The 19750-nt window shown below is 31.5% G+C and carries 16 protein-coding genes and 1 other annotated feature; of the genes, 15 read left to right on the top strand and 1 reads right to left on the bottom strand.

The annotated features are described in order from the left end of the window. Positions 1 to 146 precede the first annotated feature (146 nt). The 13 genes from ilvN to rplL all read left to right on the top strand — a co-directional run bounded on the left by ilvN (position 147) and on the right by rplL (position 9330). Entirely contained in the window at positions 147 to 659 is a 513-nt protein-coding gene (gene ilvN / locus HMPREF9630_RS00395; RefSeq protein ID WP_009526568.1) for an acetolactate synthase small subunit, read from the top strand. A gap of 93 nt (positions 660 to 752) precedes the next feature. After that, positions 753 to 1748, top strand: coding sequence for a ketol-acid reductoisomerase (gene ilvC / locus HMPREF9630_RS00400; RefSeq protein WP_009526569.1), 996 nt, complete (start codon positions 753 to 755; stop codon positions 1746 to 1748). Positions 1749 to 1811: 63 nt separating this feature from the next. Then, positions 1812 to 2957, top strand: a complete 1146-nt coding sequence (locus tag HMPREF9630_RS00405; RefSeq protein ID WP_009526570.1) for an aminotransferase class I/II-fold pyridoxal phosphate-dependent enzyme — start codon at positions 1812 to 1814, stop codon at positions 2955 to 2957. 322 nt (positions 2958 to 3279) lie between these two features. Then, complete coding sequence (locus tag HMPREF9630_RS00410) at positions 3280 to 4230, top strand: DDE-type integrase/transposase/recombinase (protein ID WP_009526571.1); 951 nt, start codon at positions 3280 to 3282, stop codon at positions 4228 to 4230. A 251-nt stretch (positions 4231 to 4481) separates the two neighbouring features. Beyond that, on the top strand, positions 4482 to 4832 hold the full coding sequence (gene rplS, locus HMPREF9630_RS00415) for a 50S ribosomal protein L19 (RefSeq protein WP_009526572.1): 351 nt from the start codon (positions 4482 to 4484) through the stop codon (positions 4830 to 4832). Between the two features lie 84 nt (positions 4833 to 4916). Beyond that, the gene (gene ylqF, locus HMPREF9630_RS00420) at positions 4917 to 5774 is read left to right on the top strand and encodes a ribosome biogenesis GTPase YlqF (protein ID WP_009526573.1); all 858 of its coding nucleotides are present in this window, start codon (positions 4917 to 4919) and stop codon (positions 5772 to 5774) included. A gap of 196 nt (positions 5775 to 5970) precedes the next feature. Continuing rightward, a complete protein-coding gene (gene rpmG / locus HMPREF9630_RS00425; protein ID WP_005366125.1) occupies positions 5971 to 6120 on the top strand; it encodes a 50S ribosomal protein L33 in 150 nt (49 codons plus the stop codon). Positions 6121 to 6138: 18 nt separating this feature from the next. Then, positions 6139 to 6390, top strand: coding sequence for a preprotein translocase subunit SecE (gene secE / locus HMPREF9630_RS00430; protein WP_009526574.1), 252 nt, complete (start codon positions 6139 to 6141; stop codon positions 6388 to 6390). Between the two features lie 15 nt (positions 6391 to 6405). Next, a complete protein-coding gene (gene nusG / locus HMPREF9630_RS00435) occupies positions 6406 to 6942 on the top strand; it encodes a transcription termination/antitermination protein NusG (RefSeq protein ID WP_009526575.1) in 537 nt (178 codons plus the stop codon). A gap of 28 nt (positions 6943 to 6970) precedes the next feature. Further along, positions 6971 to 7396, top strand: coding sequence for a 50S ribosomal protein L11 (gene rplK / locus HMPREF9630_RS00440; RefSeq protein ID WP_009524778.1), 426 nt, complete (start codon positions 6971 to 6973; stop codon positions 7394 to 7396). A 62-nt stretch (positions 7397 to 7458) separates the two neighbouring features. Then, positions 7459 to 8157: a 50S ribosomal protein L1 gene (gene rplA, locus HMPREF9630_RS00445; protein WP_009526576.1), complete on the top strand. Its 699-nt coding sequence runs from the start codon at positions 7459 to 7461 to the stop codon at positions 8155 to 8157. 4 nt (positions 8158 to 8161) lie between these two features. Beyond that, positions 8162 to 8290 (top strand) — a sequence feature (ribosomal protein L10 leader region). A 41-nt stretch (positions 8291 to 8331) separates the two neighbouring features. Further along, positions 8332 to 8844, top strand: a complete 513-nt coding sequence (rplJ, locus tag HMPREF9630_RS00450; RefSeq protein ID WP_009526577.1) for a 50S ribosomal protein L10 — start codon at positions 8332 to 8334, stop codon at positions 8842 to 8844. A 120-nt stretch (positions 8845 to 8964) separates the two neighbouring features. Further along, the gene (gene rplL, locus HMPREF9630_RS00455; protein ID WP_009526578.1) at positions 8965 to 9330 is read left to right on the top strand and encodes a 50S ribosomal protein L7/L12; all 366 of its coding nucleotides are present in this window, start codon (positions 8965 to 8967) and stop codon (positions 9328 to 9330) included. Positions 9331 to 9444: 114 nt separating this feature from the next. Here rplL and HMPREF9630_RS00460 read toward each other — a convergent pair whose 3' ends face one another. Then, positions 9445 to 10272 carry a hypothetical protein gene (locus HMPREF9630_RS00460; protein ID WP_009526579.1) on the bottom strand — a complete coding sequence of 276 codons (828 nt, stop codon included), beginning with the start codon at positions 10270 to 10272 and terminating at the stop codon, positions 9445 to 9447. Positions 10273 to 10640: 368 nt separating this feature from the next. Here HMPREF9630_RS00460 and HMPREF9630_RS00465 point away from each other — a divergent pair, with 368 nt between their 5' ends. Together HMPREF9630_RS00465 and HMPREF9630_RS00470 are read left to right on the top strand one after the other, a co-directional pair. Beyond that, positions 10641 to 16928, top strand: a complete 6288-nt coding sequence (locus HMPREF9630_RS00465; RefSeq protein WP_009526580.1) for an IPT/TIG domain-containing protein — start codon at positions 10641 to 10643, stop codon at positions 16926 to 16928. Further along, entirely contained in the window at positions 16906 to 19749 is a 2844-nt protein-coding gene (locus tag HMPREF9630_RS00470) for a hypothetical protein (protein ID WP_009526581.1), read from the top strand. Before HMPREF9630_RS00465 ends, HMPREF9630_RS00470 begins: the two co-directional genes overlap by 23 nt. The last annotated feature ends 1 nt before the right edge of the window (position 19750 follow it).

Below are 19750 nucleotides of genomic sequence, written 5' to 3' on the forward strand. Positions count from 1 at the left end.
TGAAATAAAGGAATAATATTATAAATCAACATAAGTAATTATACGGAATTATTTTAATAAAATTGAAGATATAATTTATTTACACAATTAAAGCAATAAGGCTTTATTTGGTGAATAAATATTATGTAATTTGAAAGGAGGCAGATATGGAAAGTCAAAAACTGGAAGTGCTTAGCATAGTAGTACAAAATAATTACGGAGTTCTTGCAAGGATATCGAGCTTATTTGGAAGAAGAGGCTACAATATTGACACTCTCACAGTGTCAAACACCGATGATCCAAACATATCAAGGATAACATTGACTGTACAGGGATTTGAAAATGAGATAAATCAAATTGTACTACAGACTTCAAAGTTGGAAGAGGTAATAAAGGTAGATGTTTTGGATCAAAACAAGTCTGTAATGAGAGAAATAGTGCTTGCCAAAATAAAGGCTACTCCTGACATAAGGAGTAAGATGGTAGAAGTAGTTTCAATATACAAGGGTTCTATTATAGATCTTTCACCTACGAGTATGATAGTGGAAGTAACAGGAAAACCTACAAAGATAAACGCATTTATAAAAGTATTGGAAGATTTTGAAATATTGGAAGTCTGTCGTACCGGCATCACAGCTATGTCAAGAGACAGTGACGAGATGATAATACGCAAAAAATAATTTTTAATTAATTCTCAAGAATTGATACTGATTTTTTTTCATTAGTTATTTATTTAAGGATATTAATTGTAAAAAACGAAAAGGATGATTAAAATGATTAAAAAATATTATGATAAAGATTGTAATTTGGATTTATTGAAAGATAAAAAAGTAGCTATAATAGGATATGGCAGTCAAGGGCATGCTCACGCTTTGAACTTAAAAGAAAGTGGAGTAAATGTGATAGTAGGACTTAAAGAAGGTAGCAAATCTGTAGAAATTGCAAAATCTCAAGGTCTTACAGTTATGAATGTACATGACGCTGCAAAAGCAGCGGATATAGTAATGATGCTCGTGCCTGATGAAATATCTGCAGACATCTATAACGAACAGGTAGCACCTCATATGAAAAAAGGTGATGTACTTATGTATGCACACGGTTTTAACATCTATTATAATCTTGTAATACCAAGCGAAGACATAGATGTAATAATGGTAGCTCCGAAAGGACCGGGACATACTGTAAGAAGTCAATATCAAATAGGACAAGGAGTACCGTCACTTATAGCCATATATCAGGATAAATCAGGTAAAGCAAAAGACTATGCACTTGCGTATGCGTCAGGAATAGGAGCAGGAAGAGCCGGTATACTTGAAACTACATTCAGACAGGAAACTGAAACTGACTTGTTCGGTGAACAGGCTGTGCTTTGTGGAGGAGTAACAGAGCTTATGAAAGCGGGATTTGAAACTCTTGTAGAAGCGGGATATGAACCGGAGATGGCATATTTTGAGTGTATACATGAGATGAAACTGATAGTGGATTTGATAGTGGAAGGTGGATTCTCTAATATGAGAAATTCAATATCAAATACTGCTGAATATGGTGACTACACTGCCGGAAAGAGAATAATCGGAGATCAAACGAGAAAAGCTATGAAGGAAATATTGTCAGACATACAAGATGGTACATTTGCAAGCAACTTTATGACTGAATTCTCATCAGGAAGAAAGACAAGATTCCTTTCAACAAGGAGAAAAGAAGCTGAGCATAAATTAGAAGAAGTAGGTAAGGAACTTCGTTCAATGATGAATTGGTTGAAAAAATAAAATGATGCTCAGAGACAATCCTGTACGCTGATATAATATTAGTATTGTAAAAAAGAGGATGTTATGAAAAATTTTATTGCGAAAAAATATCAAAAAATAAGAGATAACGCATTTTCAACAAATGAACAGATAAATTACGACGATATCATAGATTTTTCCATAGGAGATATTGACTTTACTACAGATATGGAGATTATAAACAGTGCATTTGAAGATGCAAAAAAAGGTTATACTAGCTATACAGAGTCATCAGGCTTAGTAGAGCTTAGAGATGAAATATGTAAGTATCAAAAAGAGGAATACGGTCTTGACATAACAAACGATGAAGTATTTGTCAGCACCTCAGCCTGTCATGCTATGTATCTTGCCATGAGTTGTATAATAGACGAGGGAGATGAGGTAATCATACCTACACCACATTTTTCTATCTATGATTTTTGTATAGAGTCCAAGGGAGGCAAGGTAGTGTATCTGCCGACTTATGAAGAAGAGGACTTTGGCATAGATGTACAGAGATTGGAAGATTTGATAAATCCAAAGACAAAGGCACTCATCATAAACACGCCGAATAACCCTACAGGTACCTGCCTTAGTAAAGAAAATCTTGAAGACATAGCAAAGATAGTGCAAAAATACGATATTTTGGTAGTTGCTGATGATATATACACGCTTTTAAGTTTTCAGAACCCTTTTATTCCGATAGCTTCTGTCAAAAATATGAAGGATAGAGTAATAACTATTAGAAGTTTTTCTAAAGACTTTGCAATGACAGGTTGGAGGATAGGATATATAATAGCTTCTAAGGAATATATAAGAGTGGTAAAAGCGATAAATGACAATATAATATATTCAGCTCCTTCAATATCACAAAGAGCTGCACTGCATGCACTGAGAAGCAGAAAGAAAATACAGGAGTTTATAAAAAAAGAATTTGAAGATAGGTTGAATCTGGCATATGAAAAAATATCTCGAATACCTAAACTCAAGGTCTTGCCTGTAAAAGGTACTTTTTATATGTTTGTAAATATCAAGTCGACAGGGATGAGCTGTGAAGAGTTTTGCGAGGAAGCGAAAGAAAAATATCACATACTTATGATACCTGGAACTGCATTCGGAGAATATGGGCAAGGTTATGTAAGACTTGCGATGACGCTTCCTAAAGATAAGATACAAGAGGCGTTTGACAGGATAGAAAAATGGCTTAAATGATTTCAAAATAAAGTCAGTCCATATAGATTTTTGACTAATTATCAAAAAAACTAATAAATCCAAGAAAATAAATCCCGGAAAAATATAAATTTTTATCATATAATTTACAAATGCTTATATAATATTGTAAGCAAAAATAAATTTAAGACAAGCTTCCATTTTACAATTTAACAAGTGGAGTTAAGTTTTTAACTTTACAAAATAGAAAATATGAAATTTTATGTTATGCTACAATAGATTTGTGACAAAAAAGTATAAAAAAAGAAAGCCAACTGATATAATAAGATTTGGAAAAAATAAAAATCAGTAAAGAGGCTTTCTTATGAATAAAAGTATAACAGAAGGAATGAAAAGACGCAAGCAAATAATAGAATATGCAATAAAAGAAAAAAATAATGCAAAAGCAGCAAGAAAATACCATGTAACAAGACAGTATGTACATTATTGGATGAAAAGATATGATGGAACAATAGAATCATTAAGAAAAGAGTCAACAAAACCAAAAAGCCATCCAAAAGAGCACACAGCAGAAGAACAAGAAAAGATAAAACATTGCTATAGATATCATAAGCATGAAGGGTTAGCACAAGTATACAGAAAGTTACAAGAAAAAGGATATACAAGATGCTATGATTCAATGACAAGACAGATAAAAAAATTAAAATTAAAAACTATACAAGAAAAAAAAGAAATTAGAAAAAAGAAGAAAGAAAAGAAAGTAAGCAAAGTAACAAGACCAGGAGAGCAAGTACAAGTAGATATAAAATATGTACCGTTAGAATGCATAGGATTTAAAAGTGAAGTAGACAGATATTATCAAATAACAGGTATAGATGTATATACAAGAAAAAGAATATTGAAGCTTGTAAAAGAAAAAAGCACATACGAAACAAGTAATTACTTAAATACATTAGAAAAAGAAATGGGATTTAAAATAGAGCAAATACAAACAGATAATGGATTAGAATTTACAAATGAGCAAGACAGAACAAATAAAAAAAGTAGATTTCAAAAAACATTAGAAGAATTAGGTATAGAGCATAAACTAACAGCCGCATACAGTCCGTGGCAAAATGGGTATGTAGAAAGAAGTCATAGAGAAGATAGTGAGAAATTTTATGCAAATAGAAGATTCAAGAGCGAAGAAGAGATGTATAAGAGTTTTGAAAGATATGCAAAAAGGCAAAACAATATAGCGAAGAAAGTTTTGAAATTCAAAACTGCAAATGAAATGTTAGAAGATTATATAGAAAAAGAAAAAGCGAGAGTGTGATTTAGAAAATTTTTAACAATATATGGGGTTACCCGCATATATTGTTAAAAAAATATGATATACAATAATCAAAATTATATTATAGGCTTTGTGTCAAAAATGTTTGACTTTTTTACAACAAAATAGAAAATATGAAATTTTAGATATTGACAAAATAACTATTTTACTATATAATGTCGTAGTTAATTGTAATTCGTATGTTCCGCTGATAGCAACATTTATTAAGAACATATTTGTTAGGGAGGAAAACCATGGAAAAAATAAGAGAAATCGAAAAAAGGCAACTTAAAGCCGACCTACCTTCTTTTGGTGCAGGAGATACTGTAAAAGTACACATAAGAGTAAAAGAAGGAAAAAGAGAAAGAATACAGATATTTGAAGGCGTTGTAATCAAAAGACAAAATGGAGGAATAAGAGAAACTTTCACTGTAAGAAAAATATCTTTCGGTGTAGGAGTAGAAAAAATATTCCCAGTACACTCTCCTTCAGTAGAAAAAATTGAAGTTACAAGAAAAGGTAAAGTAAGAAGAGCTAAGATTAACTACTTAAGACAAAGAACAGGTAAGGCTGCAAAAGTTAAAGAAGCAATAACAAAAAGATAGTAAAATGATAAGGCTACCGTATTATTCGGTAGCTTTTTAAAATTATCCATATAAATTGGATTATTATTAAATAGGGATAGAGAAATGGAAGAAAAAAATAGTATTAATTGGTATCCTGGACATATGAAAAAAACAAGAGAAGAGATAATAAAAAATATCAAACTTGTAAATCTTGTAGTGGAAATTGTTGATGCCAGAGCACCGATAAGCAGTAAAAATCCGGATATAGACAGCATGATAAACGGTAAGAGCAAATTAGTTGTACTTACAAAAAAAGACCTTGCAGACGAAGAAGATATGGGGAAATTCATATCATATTATAAAGAAAAAGGAATAAAAAGCGTTGCTATAAATTCTACAAAAAAGACGGGAATTTCACCGCTTATTAATATCTTAGAGCAGATAAAGGAAGAAAATTATCAAAAAAACAAAGCAAAAGGTATAATAAAAAAGCCACTCAGAATAATGATAGTAGGTATACCTAATGTAGGAAAATCAACTCTTATAAATCAGATAATAGGTAAGAAAAGTGCCAAGACTGGAAATACACCTGGTATTACAAAATCACAACAATGGTTGAAAATAAAAGGTGATATAGAATTACTTGACACTCCGGGAATATTATGGCCAAAGATAGAAGACAAAATTACAGCACAAAAATTGGCTTTTTTAGGAAGTATAAGAGATCAAGTAATAGAAATAGAAGACATATACTATGAATTTATAAAATTTTTGATAGAAAACAAAAAACAAAAAAACTTGTTTGAAGAATTCGAGATAAATTTTGATGAAACTGATTTTGAAAAAATATCTGAAATTATAGCAAAAAAAAGAGGCGTTTTACTAAAAAATAATGAAGTGGATTATTTCATATTGGCAAACATTGTGCTAAATGAGTTTAGAAATGGAAAATACGGAAAAATACAATTAGATGAGATATAAAATTCTTAATAAAAGTATAATGTAGATTATAAGAGAAATTTTAATAAAATATAAAATCTGATAAAAATATAAAGATTTTTTGCTTGACACTTTGATATTATTGTTGTAAAATCTATTGGTAATGTTTATACACCAAACCAATCTATTTTATATTAATGCTCCTTCTGATTTAGGAATTTTAGGAGGTGGATGAATAATGAGAGTAAGAGTAACATTAGCTTGTCAAGAATGCAAAAACAGAAATTACAATACAACTAAAAATAAAAAAAATGATCCGGATAGGATAGAACTTGAAAAATATTGTAAATTCTGCAAGAAACACACTGTTCACAAAGAAACTAAATAATGAAAAGGGTGTGATGAATTGGCAGAGCAAAATAAACAAAATTCTGGCAAAGGCACAAACCAAGCTGCAAGCCATGAACAAAAAAGAAAAACTTTAGGTCAAGCAATAAATGATACAAGAGTAGAACTTAGAAAAGTTCATTGGCCTAAAAAAACTGAACTTCAAAAATATACCGTAGTAGTAATCGCCACAGTTGCATTTTTTAGTGTAGCGATATATGCTATTGATTCAGGACTCGGTTTTGTAATATCAAAACTTGTTGTTAGGTAAGAGAGGATTTTATCTATGTTGGAAAAAGAAGAAATGCTTTGGTATGTAGTGCATACATACTCAGGCTATGAAAACAAAGTTAAGACTTCACTCGAAAAAACAATAGAAAATTTGGGAATGCACGAGTATATACAAAAAGTAGTTATACCTGAAGAAAGCGTAGTGGAAAATAAAAATGGTGTAGAAAAAGTCAGAAAAAGAAAAATATTTCCGGGATATGTACTAATAAAAATGGTAGTAACTGATGATTCTTGGTATTTGGTTAGAAATACTAAGGGAGTTACAGGATTTGTCGGTACTAATTCAAAACCTATACCTCTAACACCTGATGAAGTTATCAAGATGAGACTTGAAGATGAACAGACGGTTATAGAGGAAGTTGATTTAGAAGTAGGCGATAAAATTACTATAATAGGTGGACCATTTGCAGATAGAGAAGCAGTTATAACACATATTTTTATGGACAAGAGATTAGTCAAAGCTCAAATAATGATGTTTGGCAAAGAAACTGTTATGGAACTTGAATTTTCTCAAATAAAGAAACTATCTTAAAGGAAATGTTGAATAAGGAGGTGTAGATATGGCAAAAAAAGTTATAGGACAAATAAAATTGCAGATACCTGCAGGAAAGGCTACTCCTGCGCCACCGGTTGGTCCAGCTTTAGGACAACATGGTGTTAATATAATGGGATTTTGTAAAGAATTCAATGCTAAGACAGCTGATCAAGCAGGATTAATAATACCTGTTGTTATTTCAGTTTATCAAGACAGGTCTTTCAGCTTCATTACAAAGACTCCTCCGGCAGCAGTTTTAATAAAAAAAGCTTGTAAAATAGAATCAGGTTCAGGAGAACCTAACAGAAAAAAAGTTGCAAAATTGACAAAAGCACAATTAAAAGAAATCGCTGAGTTGAAATTGCCTGATTTGAATGCTGCAAGTGTTGAAGCTGCAATGAGTATGATAGCCGGAACAGCAAGAAGTATGGGTGTAACAGTAGAAGACTAGTATTATTTATATAGATTGGTGGGAGGCATTAAATTACCGTTAAAACCACAAGGAGGAAACCAATGGCTAAAAAAGGCAAAAAGTATCAAGACGCTTTGAAAAAATATGATGTAAAAAACTTTTATGACGCATCTGAAGCCTTAGGTATAGTGTGTGACGTTGCAACTGCAAAATTTGATGAATCAGTAGAAGTTCATATAAAACTTGGAGTTGATTCAAGACACGCTGACCAACAGGTTAGAGGAGCGGTTGTATTACCACATGGAACTGGAAAAACTAAAAGAGTTTTAGTTTTTGCAAAAGGAGAAAAAGCAAAAGAGGCTGAAACAGCAGGAGCGGATTTTGTAGGTGCAGAAGAATTAGTTCAAAAAATTCAAGGAGAGAATTGGTTTGACTTTGATATAGTAGTTGCAACACCTGATATGATGGGTGTAGTAGGTAGATTAGGTAGAGTTCTTGGACCTAAAGGACTTATGCCGAATCCAAAATCAGGAACAGTAACATTTGACATAGAAAAAGCTATATCAGAAATCAAAGCCGGTAAAGTTGAATATAGATTAGATAAGACTAATATAATGCACGTTTCAATAGGAAAAGTTTCATTTGGAAAAGAAAAGCTGTTTGATAACTTTAAAACTCTACTTGATGCAGTAGTAAAAGCAAAACCGGCATCATCAAAAGGACAATATTTAAAGAGTGTAACAACTGCAAGTACAATGGGTCCTGGAGTTAAAATAAATTCTTTAAGAATAAATGATTAGTAAGTTACAATTAAATATCGTACCATAGACAGTAGGAGCGTATGCTTAAAAAATAATCCTACTTAGGTAATATAAAAATTTTTTAGCCTATTTTTGTCTATGTTATGATAATAATAGGTTTTTTATTTTATAAAAAGCCTATTTCTTGAGATATATTATAAGGAGGTGCAATTAATGGGAAAAAAAGCTATAGTGCTAAAAGAGCAGATAGTTGAAAGCATAGCTGAAAAGATTAAAAATTCTCAATCATGTGTAGTTATAGATTACAAAGGATTGACTGTAGAAGAAGATACAGAACTAAGAAAAAAATTCAGAGAAGCTAATGTTGAATACAAAGTGTATAAAAACACAATGGTGAGAAGAGCTGCTGAAAAAGTAGGCAATATGGAAAAATTTGACGATGTTAATTTAGTCGGACCGAATGCATTTGCATTTGGAGTAGATGATGCTATAATGCCTGCTAAAATAGCAAAAGATTTTGCAAAAACTCATCCTAAATTAGAGTTAAAAATGGCATATATAGAAGGTGAATTCTATGATGCACAAAGTCTTGACAAGGTTGCCAATATACCTTCAAGAGAAGTTCTTATTGCAAAATTGCTTGGAAGCTTCAAAGCTCCAGTTTCAAACTTTGTATATATGCTTGATGCTTTATCAAAGAAAAAAGCAGAAGAAGAACAAGAATAATATAATAAATGCATAGCTTAATAAATTGGCGTGTATTATTGTATAATGAGTTTAACAACTTAGTATTAAATTGAATGATAGATTTATAAAAATAGAATATTAAACAATGGAGGAATAAAAATGAACATAGAACAAATATTAGAAGCTATTGAAAATATGAAAGTTCTTGAATTAAATGAACTTGTTAAAGCAGCAGAAGAAAAATTCGGAGTATCTGCATCAGCACCTGTAGTAGTTGGAGCAGTTGCAGGTGGAGCAGAAGCAGCAGAAGAAAAAACTGAATTTGATGTAATATTAGCAGATGCTGGAGCATCAAAAGTAGGAGTTATAAAAGTAGTTAGAGAAATAACAGGTCTTGGATTAAAAGATGCTAAAGATTTAGTTGATGGAGCACCAAAACCACTTAAAGAAGGAGTTTCTAAAGAAGAAGCTGACGATATAAAAGCTAAACTTGAAGCTGCAGGAGCAAAAGTAGAAGTTAAATAGTTTATATAAAAAAATACCGCTTTTTTAAAGCGGTATTTTTTTATATAACTAAAACTCCCTCGCTATGATGCGAGGGAGTTTAAAAAAGACTGAACTGACGAATGCTTATATTTGTTATCTTGAAAGGTTTCCTCTAAGTCTGTCATCTTTGTAATCAAAAGAACCTAATTGTTTGCTGTTGTTTGATTCATCATATATTGTGAAGTAAACATTTACATTTTTGAACGGCTCTTTTTTTGTTATTTCTCTACCTACATCTTCAAGAAGACGTGTTAATTGTCTGTCGTTATCTTTTAATGCAGTTACATCATCATTGGAAAGTCCTTTGATATATACTTCTGCTTCAAAATCTCTTTTATATCTGAAACTGTAGCTTACTGTAAAGTCTTTTCTGTTTATGGTAATTCTGTCGTAGTCTCTGTCTCTGCTTATATCAGATTGTAAATCATATACTTTGTTTTTTATATCTCTGTCATCTGAAGACGGAGTTGATCTGCTGTCAGATTTTTTCTTCAAATCGCTGTTTTCATCTGTAAGTTTTTTTACATTTTCTTCAAGCTCTTTTATTTTTACATCTTTTTGAGCTATTTGAGTAGCAAGCTCATTTAATTTTTGCTCATAATAAGCACTCTTATCTTCCGCAGCTTGTGCAGGCATAACTCTAAGTTCAGCCGGCATACCTGCATTTTGTGGTATCCATTGTACATTAGCTATACCAAGATCGCTCAAAGTAGATATAGGTACATATACTCTTGAGTTAGCTATAAAAGGTTTTTTAGTTATATCGCTTATATATTGAACTATGTTGTTAACCTTAAAAGTAAAAGTATCATAATATGCTTGTTGAGCTACAGGTATGCTTGCAGCGTATGAAGAGCTGAAAGAAGCTAAACCTATTAACAATCCGCAAAGAGCGACGTTTTTTAAAAATTTAAATTTCATAAATTACCTCCGATGTATGATATAGTTTTGCAAATTATTATCTTTAAATATCAATTTTATATTTTTTATAAAAATAACAATTTGAATTTATTCTAATAGTCATTATACTATGTTTTTGTTGCATTTGAATTACAAAGATATTACAATAGATTAAAAAGAATATTATTTTCTTCATAATTGATGGAAATTTACGATAAAAATTAAGTAAAACATATAAATTATTTTTCTTATTTATGATATAATAATTGATATAGTTTTTCTGATTTTCAGCATATTTTGTCATATTATTTGACGAATAATATTAATTAAGCATTCAATAAATTAAGCCACAGTATCTTGCAAAATATAGATTTTAAGGGGGAAAAATTTTGAGTAAATTTAAAAGATGTATAGCGTTTATACTATCATTTATATTGATTTTTACGCTTATACCAAAAGAAGTTTTTGAAGTTTTTGCAGCACCTGTGAACATAACAATTACAAATTTTGACTATATTCAGACTAATAATTCCGGGAATACCAGCGTTAGAGTGGTAATAAAAGGAACTAATTTTCTACAAATGCTAAGTGGAACAAAAGAAGAAAGTGTAATCAAAGATATACTTGTGAAATCAGGTGCAGAGCCTAAATCATTGATGCAAGGAGATGCTGTAACTCAAGGAGTGAAAGTAAATGTTACAGATTCTCTAATAACTATAGTTGCACCTAAGGACGGAGATTTTGCAACTTTAAATATAAATACGAATGCAAAAAACACTATAACAATAAATACAAAATCATTGCCTACGAATTCTTATGATTTTGATGTACAAATAAACAATTTACCTTCAATGTCAGGTAGTTTAGATAATAAAAGAAACTATGTTGGACAAAAGCTTACTATAAAAGGTGCCAATTTTAATGGAGTATCTGATACTGTAATCGCAGGTGCATCACATCAGGCAGCAACAGGTGAAATGCAAGTAGATGCGTCAGGAAATACAATAACTATACCGAAATTGATAAAGGGTACTTTGAATAAAGACGAGAAAATACAATTTATAAAAGTCGATACAACATCTAATACAACAGGAACTATAAGACCGGCTATACAATTTACGGCAGAATATCTTAATAAAATACTTGTCTTTGAAAAATTGGTTGGTATGGACAATCTTGAGGTATTGCCTTCAGAAGGTCCTCACTCTACACCAAGCAAGATAACTGTAAGAGCGAGAGATATGTCAGGCAATTTGCTTAAAAGGATATTTAATTCAAATAATGAATTATATTTGAGAAGAGAAGTTAACGGAAAAGAAGAAAACTTAAAATTAACAGATGTAAAGCTTGTATATGAAGATCCTGATAATACATCAAGTGATGTGGTAGCAATAGAAGGTTGGACACCAACAGGTACAAGACCTGCCCCATCTGTATGGGATTTGGTTGTAAAAGATAAAGGAAATGTATCATCAGAAGGTGTTAAACAAAGAGCGTTCACATTTAGTACATCTAACCCTGCACCTCAGATAACAGGTATATCTCCTGCAGAAGGACCTGATACCGGTGGTACAGATGTTTTGATAACAGGTAAAAACCTCATCAATGTAAATACACCGGGAATAAAAATACCCAATAATTTTAGATTATTGCCAAGTGGAAATGCTACTGTTGAAGATAATGATACGCTTGTAGTAGAATATTCAGTGCCAGGCGGAACTAATCTTAAATACGGAGACAAAGTAGTATCAGGTGTAAAAAGAAAAATAAAGGTAAGAATAGCATCAATGACAAATGCCAACTCCGGACAGATATTCACGCCTACACAAACGCCTGGACCTGGAGTTACTCAAGGTGGTATAGAATACGGAAAATATCACTTTTTGGCAGGAAATGGAACAGACGGTTTGGTAGTTACTACTACAAATGCATCTACCGGAGGACCTCAAGATGTGATATTGGAAATGGATACAATATTTACATTTAATGACAGTAGTGAAATAACAATACCGGAAGCGGCAAAGTATAAATCATTCACATATAATGAGAAAAATCCTACACCGGTAGTAGATAAAGTCGAACTTGAATATGGATATTTCAACGACAGTGCTGAGGAAGGCGAACCTCCTGTTGGTGGAACAGACGGAGTTAAACCGTTGATGTTAAGGATAACAGGGGATAAATTAGAAGCATATAAAGGTGCAGACGGAAAGATGAAATTTCCTACAGTACAATTTGTTTTGCCTGATAATACAGTGCTTCCTGTTGTATCTTCTACAGCAGATGATGACACAAAAGTTCTTGATGAAAAAGGCAATCCGATAGACGGTATATATAATAAAGTTGGTAAGACATTAGTTGTATCAATAATACCGCCTACAAACGGAAAATATGATTTAAGACAATTAATTGGAAGTTCACAAGAACAACCTGGAGGGTATAAAAATTTAGAAGGTATAATACAAGTGACAAACCCTTCAGGAAATCATAATACTACAAATGCGACAGGTTCAAAATTTCAATTCAGAAGACCTGTTGAGACTTCATATACAGATGTAAACAGTAAACAGCCTGTTATAACACAGATAACATCAAATGGAGCTCCACTTAAAAAACTTCCATCAGATGCAGAAACAACAATAGAAATAAGAGTAAAAGCTGTTGCAGGTATATCAGATGCAAAAAAACTAATAGTTACTGTAGATGGTCTTGATATATCTAAAAATATAAAATCAACCAAGTTGGATGGAGAAGAAACAGTAATATCTTTAACTGTTCCAAAAGGTTTTGTAGGAAAATCAAGATTGCAAGTGATAATTCCGGAAGGTCTTATGGATTCTTATCAAATAATTTTTGATAATGTTAGAGGACCGGAGATAAAAGAACTTATACCGGAAGAAGGAGATAAGGGCACTATAGTAGTAATAAAAAGAGATGATCAAGCTAATGAGGTCAGCTTTAAACCTCCAGTAGAAACTTCTTCCAACGAAGCGGAAAGAATAGGTTCAAAAGTATTATGGAACGGTATTGATATAAATGAAATCTTCAACGGATATACTAAAGACGGTGCTGGAAAAGTAGTATATCAGCAAAGTGATACCTTTAAAAATTTTAAACAATCAGATAAAGATGTGCCGGCAGAATTGGTAAACTTACCGGGTAAATATGTGTATGTTGTAGATGCGAATACCATATATTTAAAAATACCGCAAGATGATGCTTTAAAAGAGGGAGAATATAATATACAGATAAAAAATCCCGATGGTAGTGAAAGCAGTATAGCAAAAGTATTTAAAATAGTAGATACAATAGATAAGACAAAAATAGGTACGATAAGTCCGAATGTAGATGATATAAAAGGTGGAATAATCACCACTATAACAGCAGGAATAAAAGATGGAATACAAACTAACTTTAAAGGTGGAGTAGATGTATATATAGGCTCACAAAAAGCTGAAGTTATAGGTTATGATATAGACAACAAAGAAGTTTATGTTAAAGTCCCACCATTAAAAGATTTTGAATTTCCAAAATCATTATCTGATAAGGTAGGTTCATATACAGTACCTGTTACAATACAAAACAAAGTAAATAAATCAACAGATACAATAAATGATGGATTTATATACTTAAACCCAAATTACAAAGTGGAAATAACACAAGTGTATAATGAAAAATATTCTACAGATCCTAAAAATGCAAATGCCAATAAAGGTGTAGAAGGCGAATTTATAATAATAAGAGGTAGCAACTTCAGATTAGAAACTGATGCAAATGGAAATTTTGTATTGCCTAAAGTGATGTTTGGATATAAGCTGTCAGAAACTCCTGTAGCTTTCGGTGCAAAAAACTTAAAACCGGACGGTTCACCACAAACAGATTCACAAGGTAGAGCTGAGCTTGAATGGATAAAAGTAAAAGTACCAAAACAGCCTACAATAGGTATAAACGCTGACGGTTCAGTAAATCTGTTAGTACAAAACCCTGACGGAGCAAAAGCAATAAAAGAAAAAGGCTTTATATATAACAAAAATAATCCAAGCATAAATGAAAAAGCTTCAATATTGCAAGCATCAAGATTCCACGATACTATAACAGTTGTAGCAAAAGAAATTAATAAAGATGGGCTTGTTATAGCATTTGGAAATAAAAAATATGAAAAAGAGCTAAGCTCTACTGAAATGCAAATAGAAACCACTAAAGAAGTAGAAAAAATCGTAGTAAAATATATACCTAATACAAGTCAAAATATAGAAATATATTACAAAAAACCTGACGGTACGTTGGTGCTTATGACAGATACACAAGGTACAACAGGCGGTAAAGCCAGATTAGGGGCAATAGGTGATAAAATCATAGTAGGTCTTAATTGGAAAAACCCTGCATATCATTCAACTGAAATAACTAAAAATCCGGAGCTTATATCTCAGCTTAATACGGAATATATGGAAATATATGCAGAAAATAAAGCACCTAATATAAATACTTTAATAGTCAGAAGAGGACTTGGAAAATTAGTAGATTTTAAACAGGATTCTACAAGTGGAGATGCACAGCTTACAATAGAGACACCATATAATGACAAGTCAGAAAAAACTACTATAACACTTATCAATTCTGACGGTTCATCAGCAACAGCACCATTTATTTTCCATGGAGGTCTTAACGGTCCTGAAATTACAGATATAGACGGAAGTAAGGATAGGGACATCACAATAGAAGGAAAAACTGTAAAAGCAAAAGTATATACGAGTGATTATACATCAGATACAGAAATAACTGTAATAGGTAAAAATTTTAAAGATATAGAAAAAGTGCTTGTAGGGGATAAAGAAGCGGAAGTCGTAAGTGTATCATCAGATTATACGAAATTAAAGATAAAAGTGCCTAAAGGTAACAAAGATGATGTAGGAAAACCACTGCCAATCACAGTAGTTACAAAAGAAGGTACAGGATACTCAGACAAAGCGAATCCTCCTGCTTACTTTATGTATATACAGGCAGGCTCTAAACCTGTAATAGAAAGCGTAACTCCAAAAAAAGGACCTCAAACTGGTGGAACAAAAGTTACTATAACAGGTACTAACTTCAAAGATATAGATGAATTCGGTACAAAGGGAGATATAGAGGTATTTTTTGCAGGAGTAAAAGGAAAAGTATCAAAAATATTAAAAAATGAGAAAGGCGAAATAGTAGGTTTAGAAGCAATTACACCGGCAGTTGATATGATAGATGACAAATCAACGGTTGTTGTAAAAAATGCAGATGAAGGTAAATCTGAAGGTAGCGAATTTAAGTATATTTCACAACCTATTATTGAAAAAATGGAAGGCAATTTTAAATTTTTTGCCGAAAAAGGTGAAGAAGATGATGATGTAAAAGTAACCATAATAGGTAAAAACTTTTATAATCCTTCAAAAGTAATGATAGGCAGTAAGACAATAAAGGTAGATAAAAATAAAGATAACAAAGAAAATGAATTGATGCTCGGAGTAAAATCAGACGGCTCAAACCAATATGTTGAGCTTGAAAAAGATAAGGACGGTAAAGTAAAGGGTTTGGAAATATCTGTTGGCAAAGACAATTCAAATTCATCAAATAACAGCAATGCAAATGCCAATAAAAATAAAAATAATACAACATCATTTACAATAACTGTTCCACAGATAACATTTGAACAAATGGAAAGCATGGTATCAAAAAATATAGTAGTGATAAATGAAGATGGCGGTATATCTCCTGAAGTTCCGGCGGATATTAAACTTCCTGTTCCGCAAGCACCTGTAGTTATAGCCACTCCTGGATACGGAAATACAGTAGGCTTATCTTGGGATTTGAAAAAGGATGACAGAAACAAAGCTACAAGATTTGAGATATATGCAAAAGAATACGGAAGTTCAAATGACTATGCTCATGTTGGAGATTTACCGGCAAATGCAGACACATCAGACTTGAAATATACTTTTACAGTAAAAGATTTGAAACCGGATACCAATTATCAATTCAAAGTCAGAGTTATGAACAAATTCGGTGAGGCTGAAGACTTTGGATATGCAACAGTAAGAACACTTAAAAAAGAAGATGATTATAAAAACAAAGAAAAAGAAAAAGAACTTGAAAGAGCAAATACAAAAGTAAGACAAGAAGGTACAAAAACTGTAGTAGGAGACACTCTCAAATATACAGTAGGAACAAAAGAAAATGTAATAGATTTGAGCAATTATCAAAATGTTGCAAAAAAAGAAATAAGAATACCAGCATCGCAGATAAAATTAGCTCCAAATGCAAACATACAGATAGTTGATAAGAATATGAGATTATCAGTACCGTTTAGAGCTTTTTCATTAAATCAGGTTTCTTCATCAAGTGATAATGCTGTAGTTGTAATAAAATTGCAAAATAATGACAACAAGCTAAACACATATGTAAGCAAAGCTATACCGAAAAATAAAAAGAGAATAACACAAGTCCACAAGATAGATTTTCAATTGGAAGAACCTAAAAAAACAGTTCCGATTAAATTTACAAATGCACCATTAAATATGACACTCATACCAAACAAACAAGTAGGTGCGAGCATACTTGCAAAATATAATGAAAAATCAAACTCATTAGAGCAATATGCAGATTCCGGTGTAACACAAGGAGGATATTATGTACTACTTGGAAATAAATAGAGCAAAGACCTTAAAAGGTCTTTGCCTTTTCCTAACAGCATTTATTATAATTACAACTTCAATACTGAATATCTATGCAGAACAGCCGATTTCATACGGTAATTATCCTGTATTAAGAGGTACTACAAATCCACAAGAAATACAAGAGGATAATAAGATAACGGATGCGGGCAAAGATTTAAGACAAATGGTATTGTCATCAAGATTAAAAGCATTTAAAGTGCAAAACAATAAAATATATCCAAGCAGACAATTGACTAATCTTGATACAATAATTGCACTTACTGCGCTTTCAGGAAATGATAAAGATATAACCAACACTGATAATTTGCAAGAAACGTATAAAGCAAAAGCGATAGAGCAAGGATTTATAACGGAAGAAGAATTAAATAAAAAAGAAAATGAAAAATTTTTTGAAAATAAGACAACTATGCGACAACTCAACAACTATTTTTCAAAAATTATGAACAAAGAGATAAAATATACTTCGCCTACAAATAAAATTGCAACAAGATTAGATTTGGCGAATATGATTTATGAGAATAAACAAGATTTATTAAATAAAGAAGATATATCAATATATTCAGGTCAAGTTATAAGCAAATCACAGATAGTAGAAGACGGAAAGAATAAATCATTGATAACGGTTAAGCTTGACAAAAATATAGTAATAAAAAAAGACTCTCAAGATACAAAAAGAAACACTAATAATAAAAATAATTCTAATACTGCTGAAAAGCCTGAATACTCGGAAAATCAAGTTGATAAGATTGTAGATGACAACAGTTATGATTCCACAGTTGTATCATATCTGAATATAGTAAGCCAAAAGGATGTGCCTATACTCACACCGTCAGGCTTTACAACAGATGTAAATAATATATGGGAACAAAGCCAGATAAACATTTATACCAAAAACAACAATATAATCTATGTTGAACAGTTTACTGTGCCGACATCTGAAGTTGTGGGAGTATTTGAAAGCATAATGAAAGAGGATAAACAGCTTTTATCTAATGACTCATCAGAAAAAGGAGATAAATCAGCAGATAACACAACCAATATAATAAAAATAAAAGATTATAATAACAAAGCTCATTTATATAAATTACATCCGGATGTAAAGATTTTACAAGTAAATGGAGAGATAGGCGATAATATAAGTGTAGAAAAACCAGTAGATAAAGACCAACTCAGCTATGGTCAAGATGTAAGTCTTACAGTTAGAAACGGAGTAGTTACTTCTATCAAAGGTTATGTTCCTGTAGAAGAAGAACTCAATTCATATGTACCTCCTGAATCACAACTAAGCAGCGGAATTGTTTTAGATGTGAATGACAGCAGTATAACACTTACAAATAATAAGACATACAGCATAAGCTCAGATACACTTATAATGAAAAATGGAGAAATAACTGATTATAGACAAATAAAAGATGGAGACAGATTAAAGTTCTTTTTTGATGACATATATTCAAATATACCTTCAAAAATAGAAATAGAAGGCAGTCAAAGGCAGGCGGACAGAATAATAAAAGCAAAAGTTGGTCCATATTCAATAGCCTCAAAATCAATCACATTGAAAGATACAAAAGAATTACAAAACGGACAATGGGTAGATACAAAAGAAGATGCAAAAGCATATGAAAATGTGAAAATAAGAGGAGATATATATGCCAATTCAGCAAAAGTAAATAATAAACTGAAAAATTACAACAATCAGGAGATATATGCAGTTTTAGCAAAAAATCAAGGCATACCTACAATAGAGCAAGGAAAAATAAGATTAGGAGATTCTCTAAAATTTGACAGCAGTATTACTAATATAGATTATTCACAAAATACTTTACAGATAGACGGAAATCTTGTAAAATTTGATGATTCAACAATAATAATAAAAGACGGAAATATTGTAAAAAGTGGAAATTTAGAAAAGAATATAAACAGCAATATAGAAACCAATCTTTTGAAAACTGCTCAGATAATAGTGCAAACAGGTGCAAGTCTTAATATAGATAAATCAGAGAACTATCCATACAAAATATACAGAGGAACTTTAAGAGATGTGTTCGATTATTCAGTATTATTAGGAAATGACATAGAAAACGGACGAAAAGTTAATCACTACTTTATGTGGCAAGGCGGAGTTTGGAACAGATTATCAGAAGGAAAGACTACGCCGAGGATAAACTTTACAGAGCAAACTCAAGTATATGACTTTGACAACAACAAAGCACTTACAATAGATGAAATAAGACAAAAACAATACGCTCTTAACGCATTCGGAATAAGACCTGATTATTTTAACAGACAAGTCTATATTGTAACAAAAGATGATGTAGCAGTATCCATAAATTTCATAAAAGCACAAGGTTATGTTCAAGTCAATTCACAAAACTTGATAGTGGCAAAAGGAGTTGGAGAGTACACATCATCAGATAACAACAATAACAATGGAAATAATAATAACAACAATAGTAATAATAATGCCAACAATAACAATAATAATCAGAAAAAAGAGTCTATAAAACCTGTGCTTATTAAAAATATATATGAATACAATTCAAATACAAACAGATTACAGCCGGTAGCTCCAATAACGACTACAGACACTGCAACACAGCAAATAAAGAAAACTCCTGTAAGAAAATTGATAAACGTTCAAAAAGCGGTTGTAATTTATAACGGAAAAGCAATAATGAAGACATCTCCTGATACATTAAAAGATAAAAATTTGACAATAATATTTAAGCAAAATAGGGATAAAAAAATAACAGACAATATTGAAGAACTGGACGCAATAGTAGTTATAGCGGAATAAT

It is taken from the genome of Peptoanaerobacter stomatis (genome assembly GCF_000238095.2).
Classification (GTDB): Bacteria; Bacillota; Clostridia; order Peptostreptococcales; family Filifactoraceae; genus Peptoanaerobacter; species Peptoanaerobacter stomatis_A.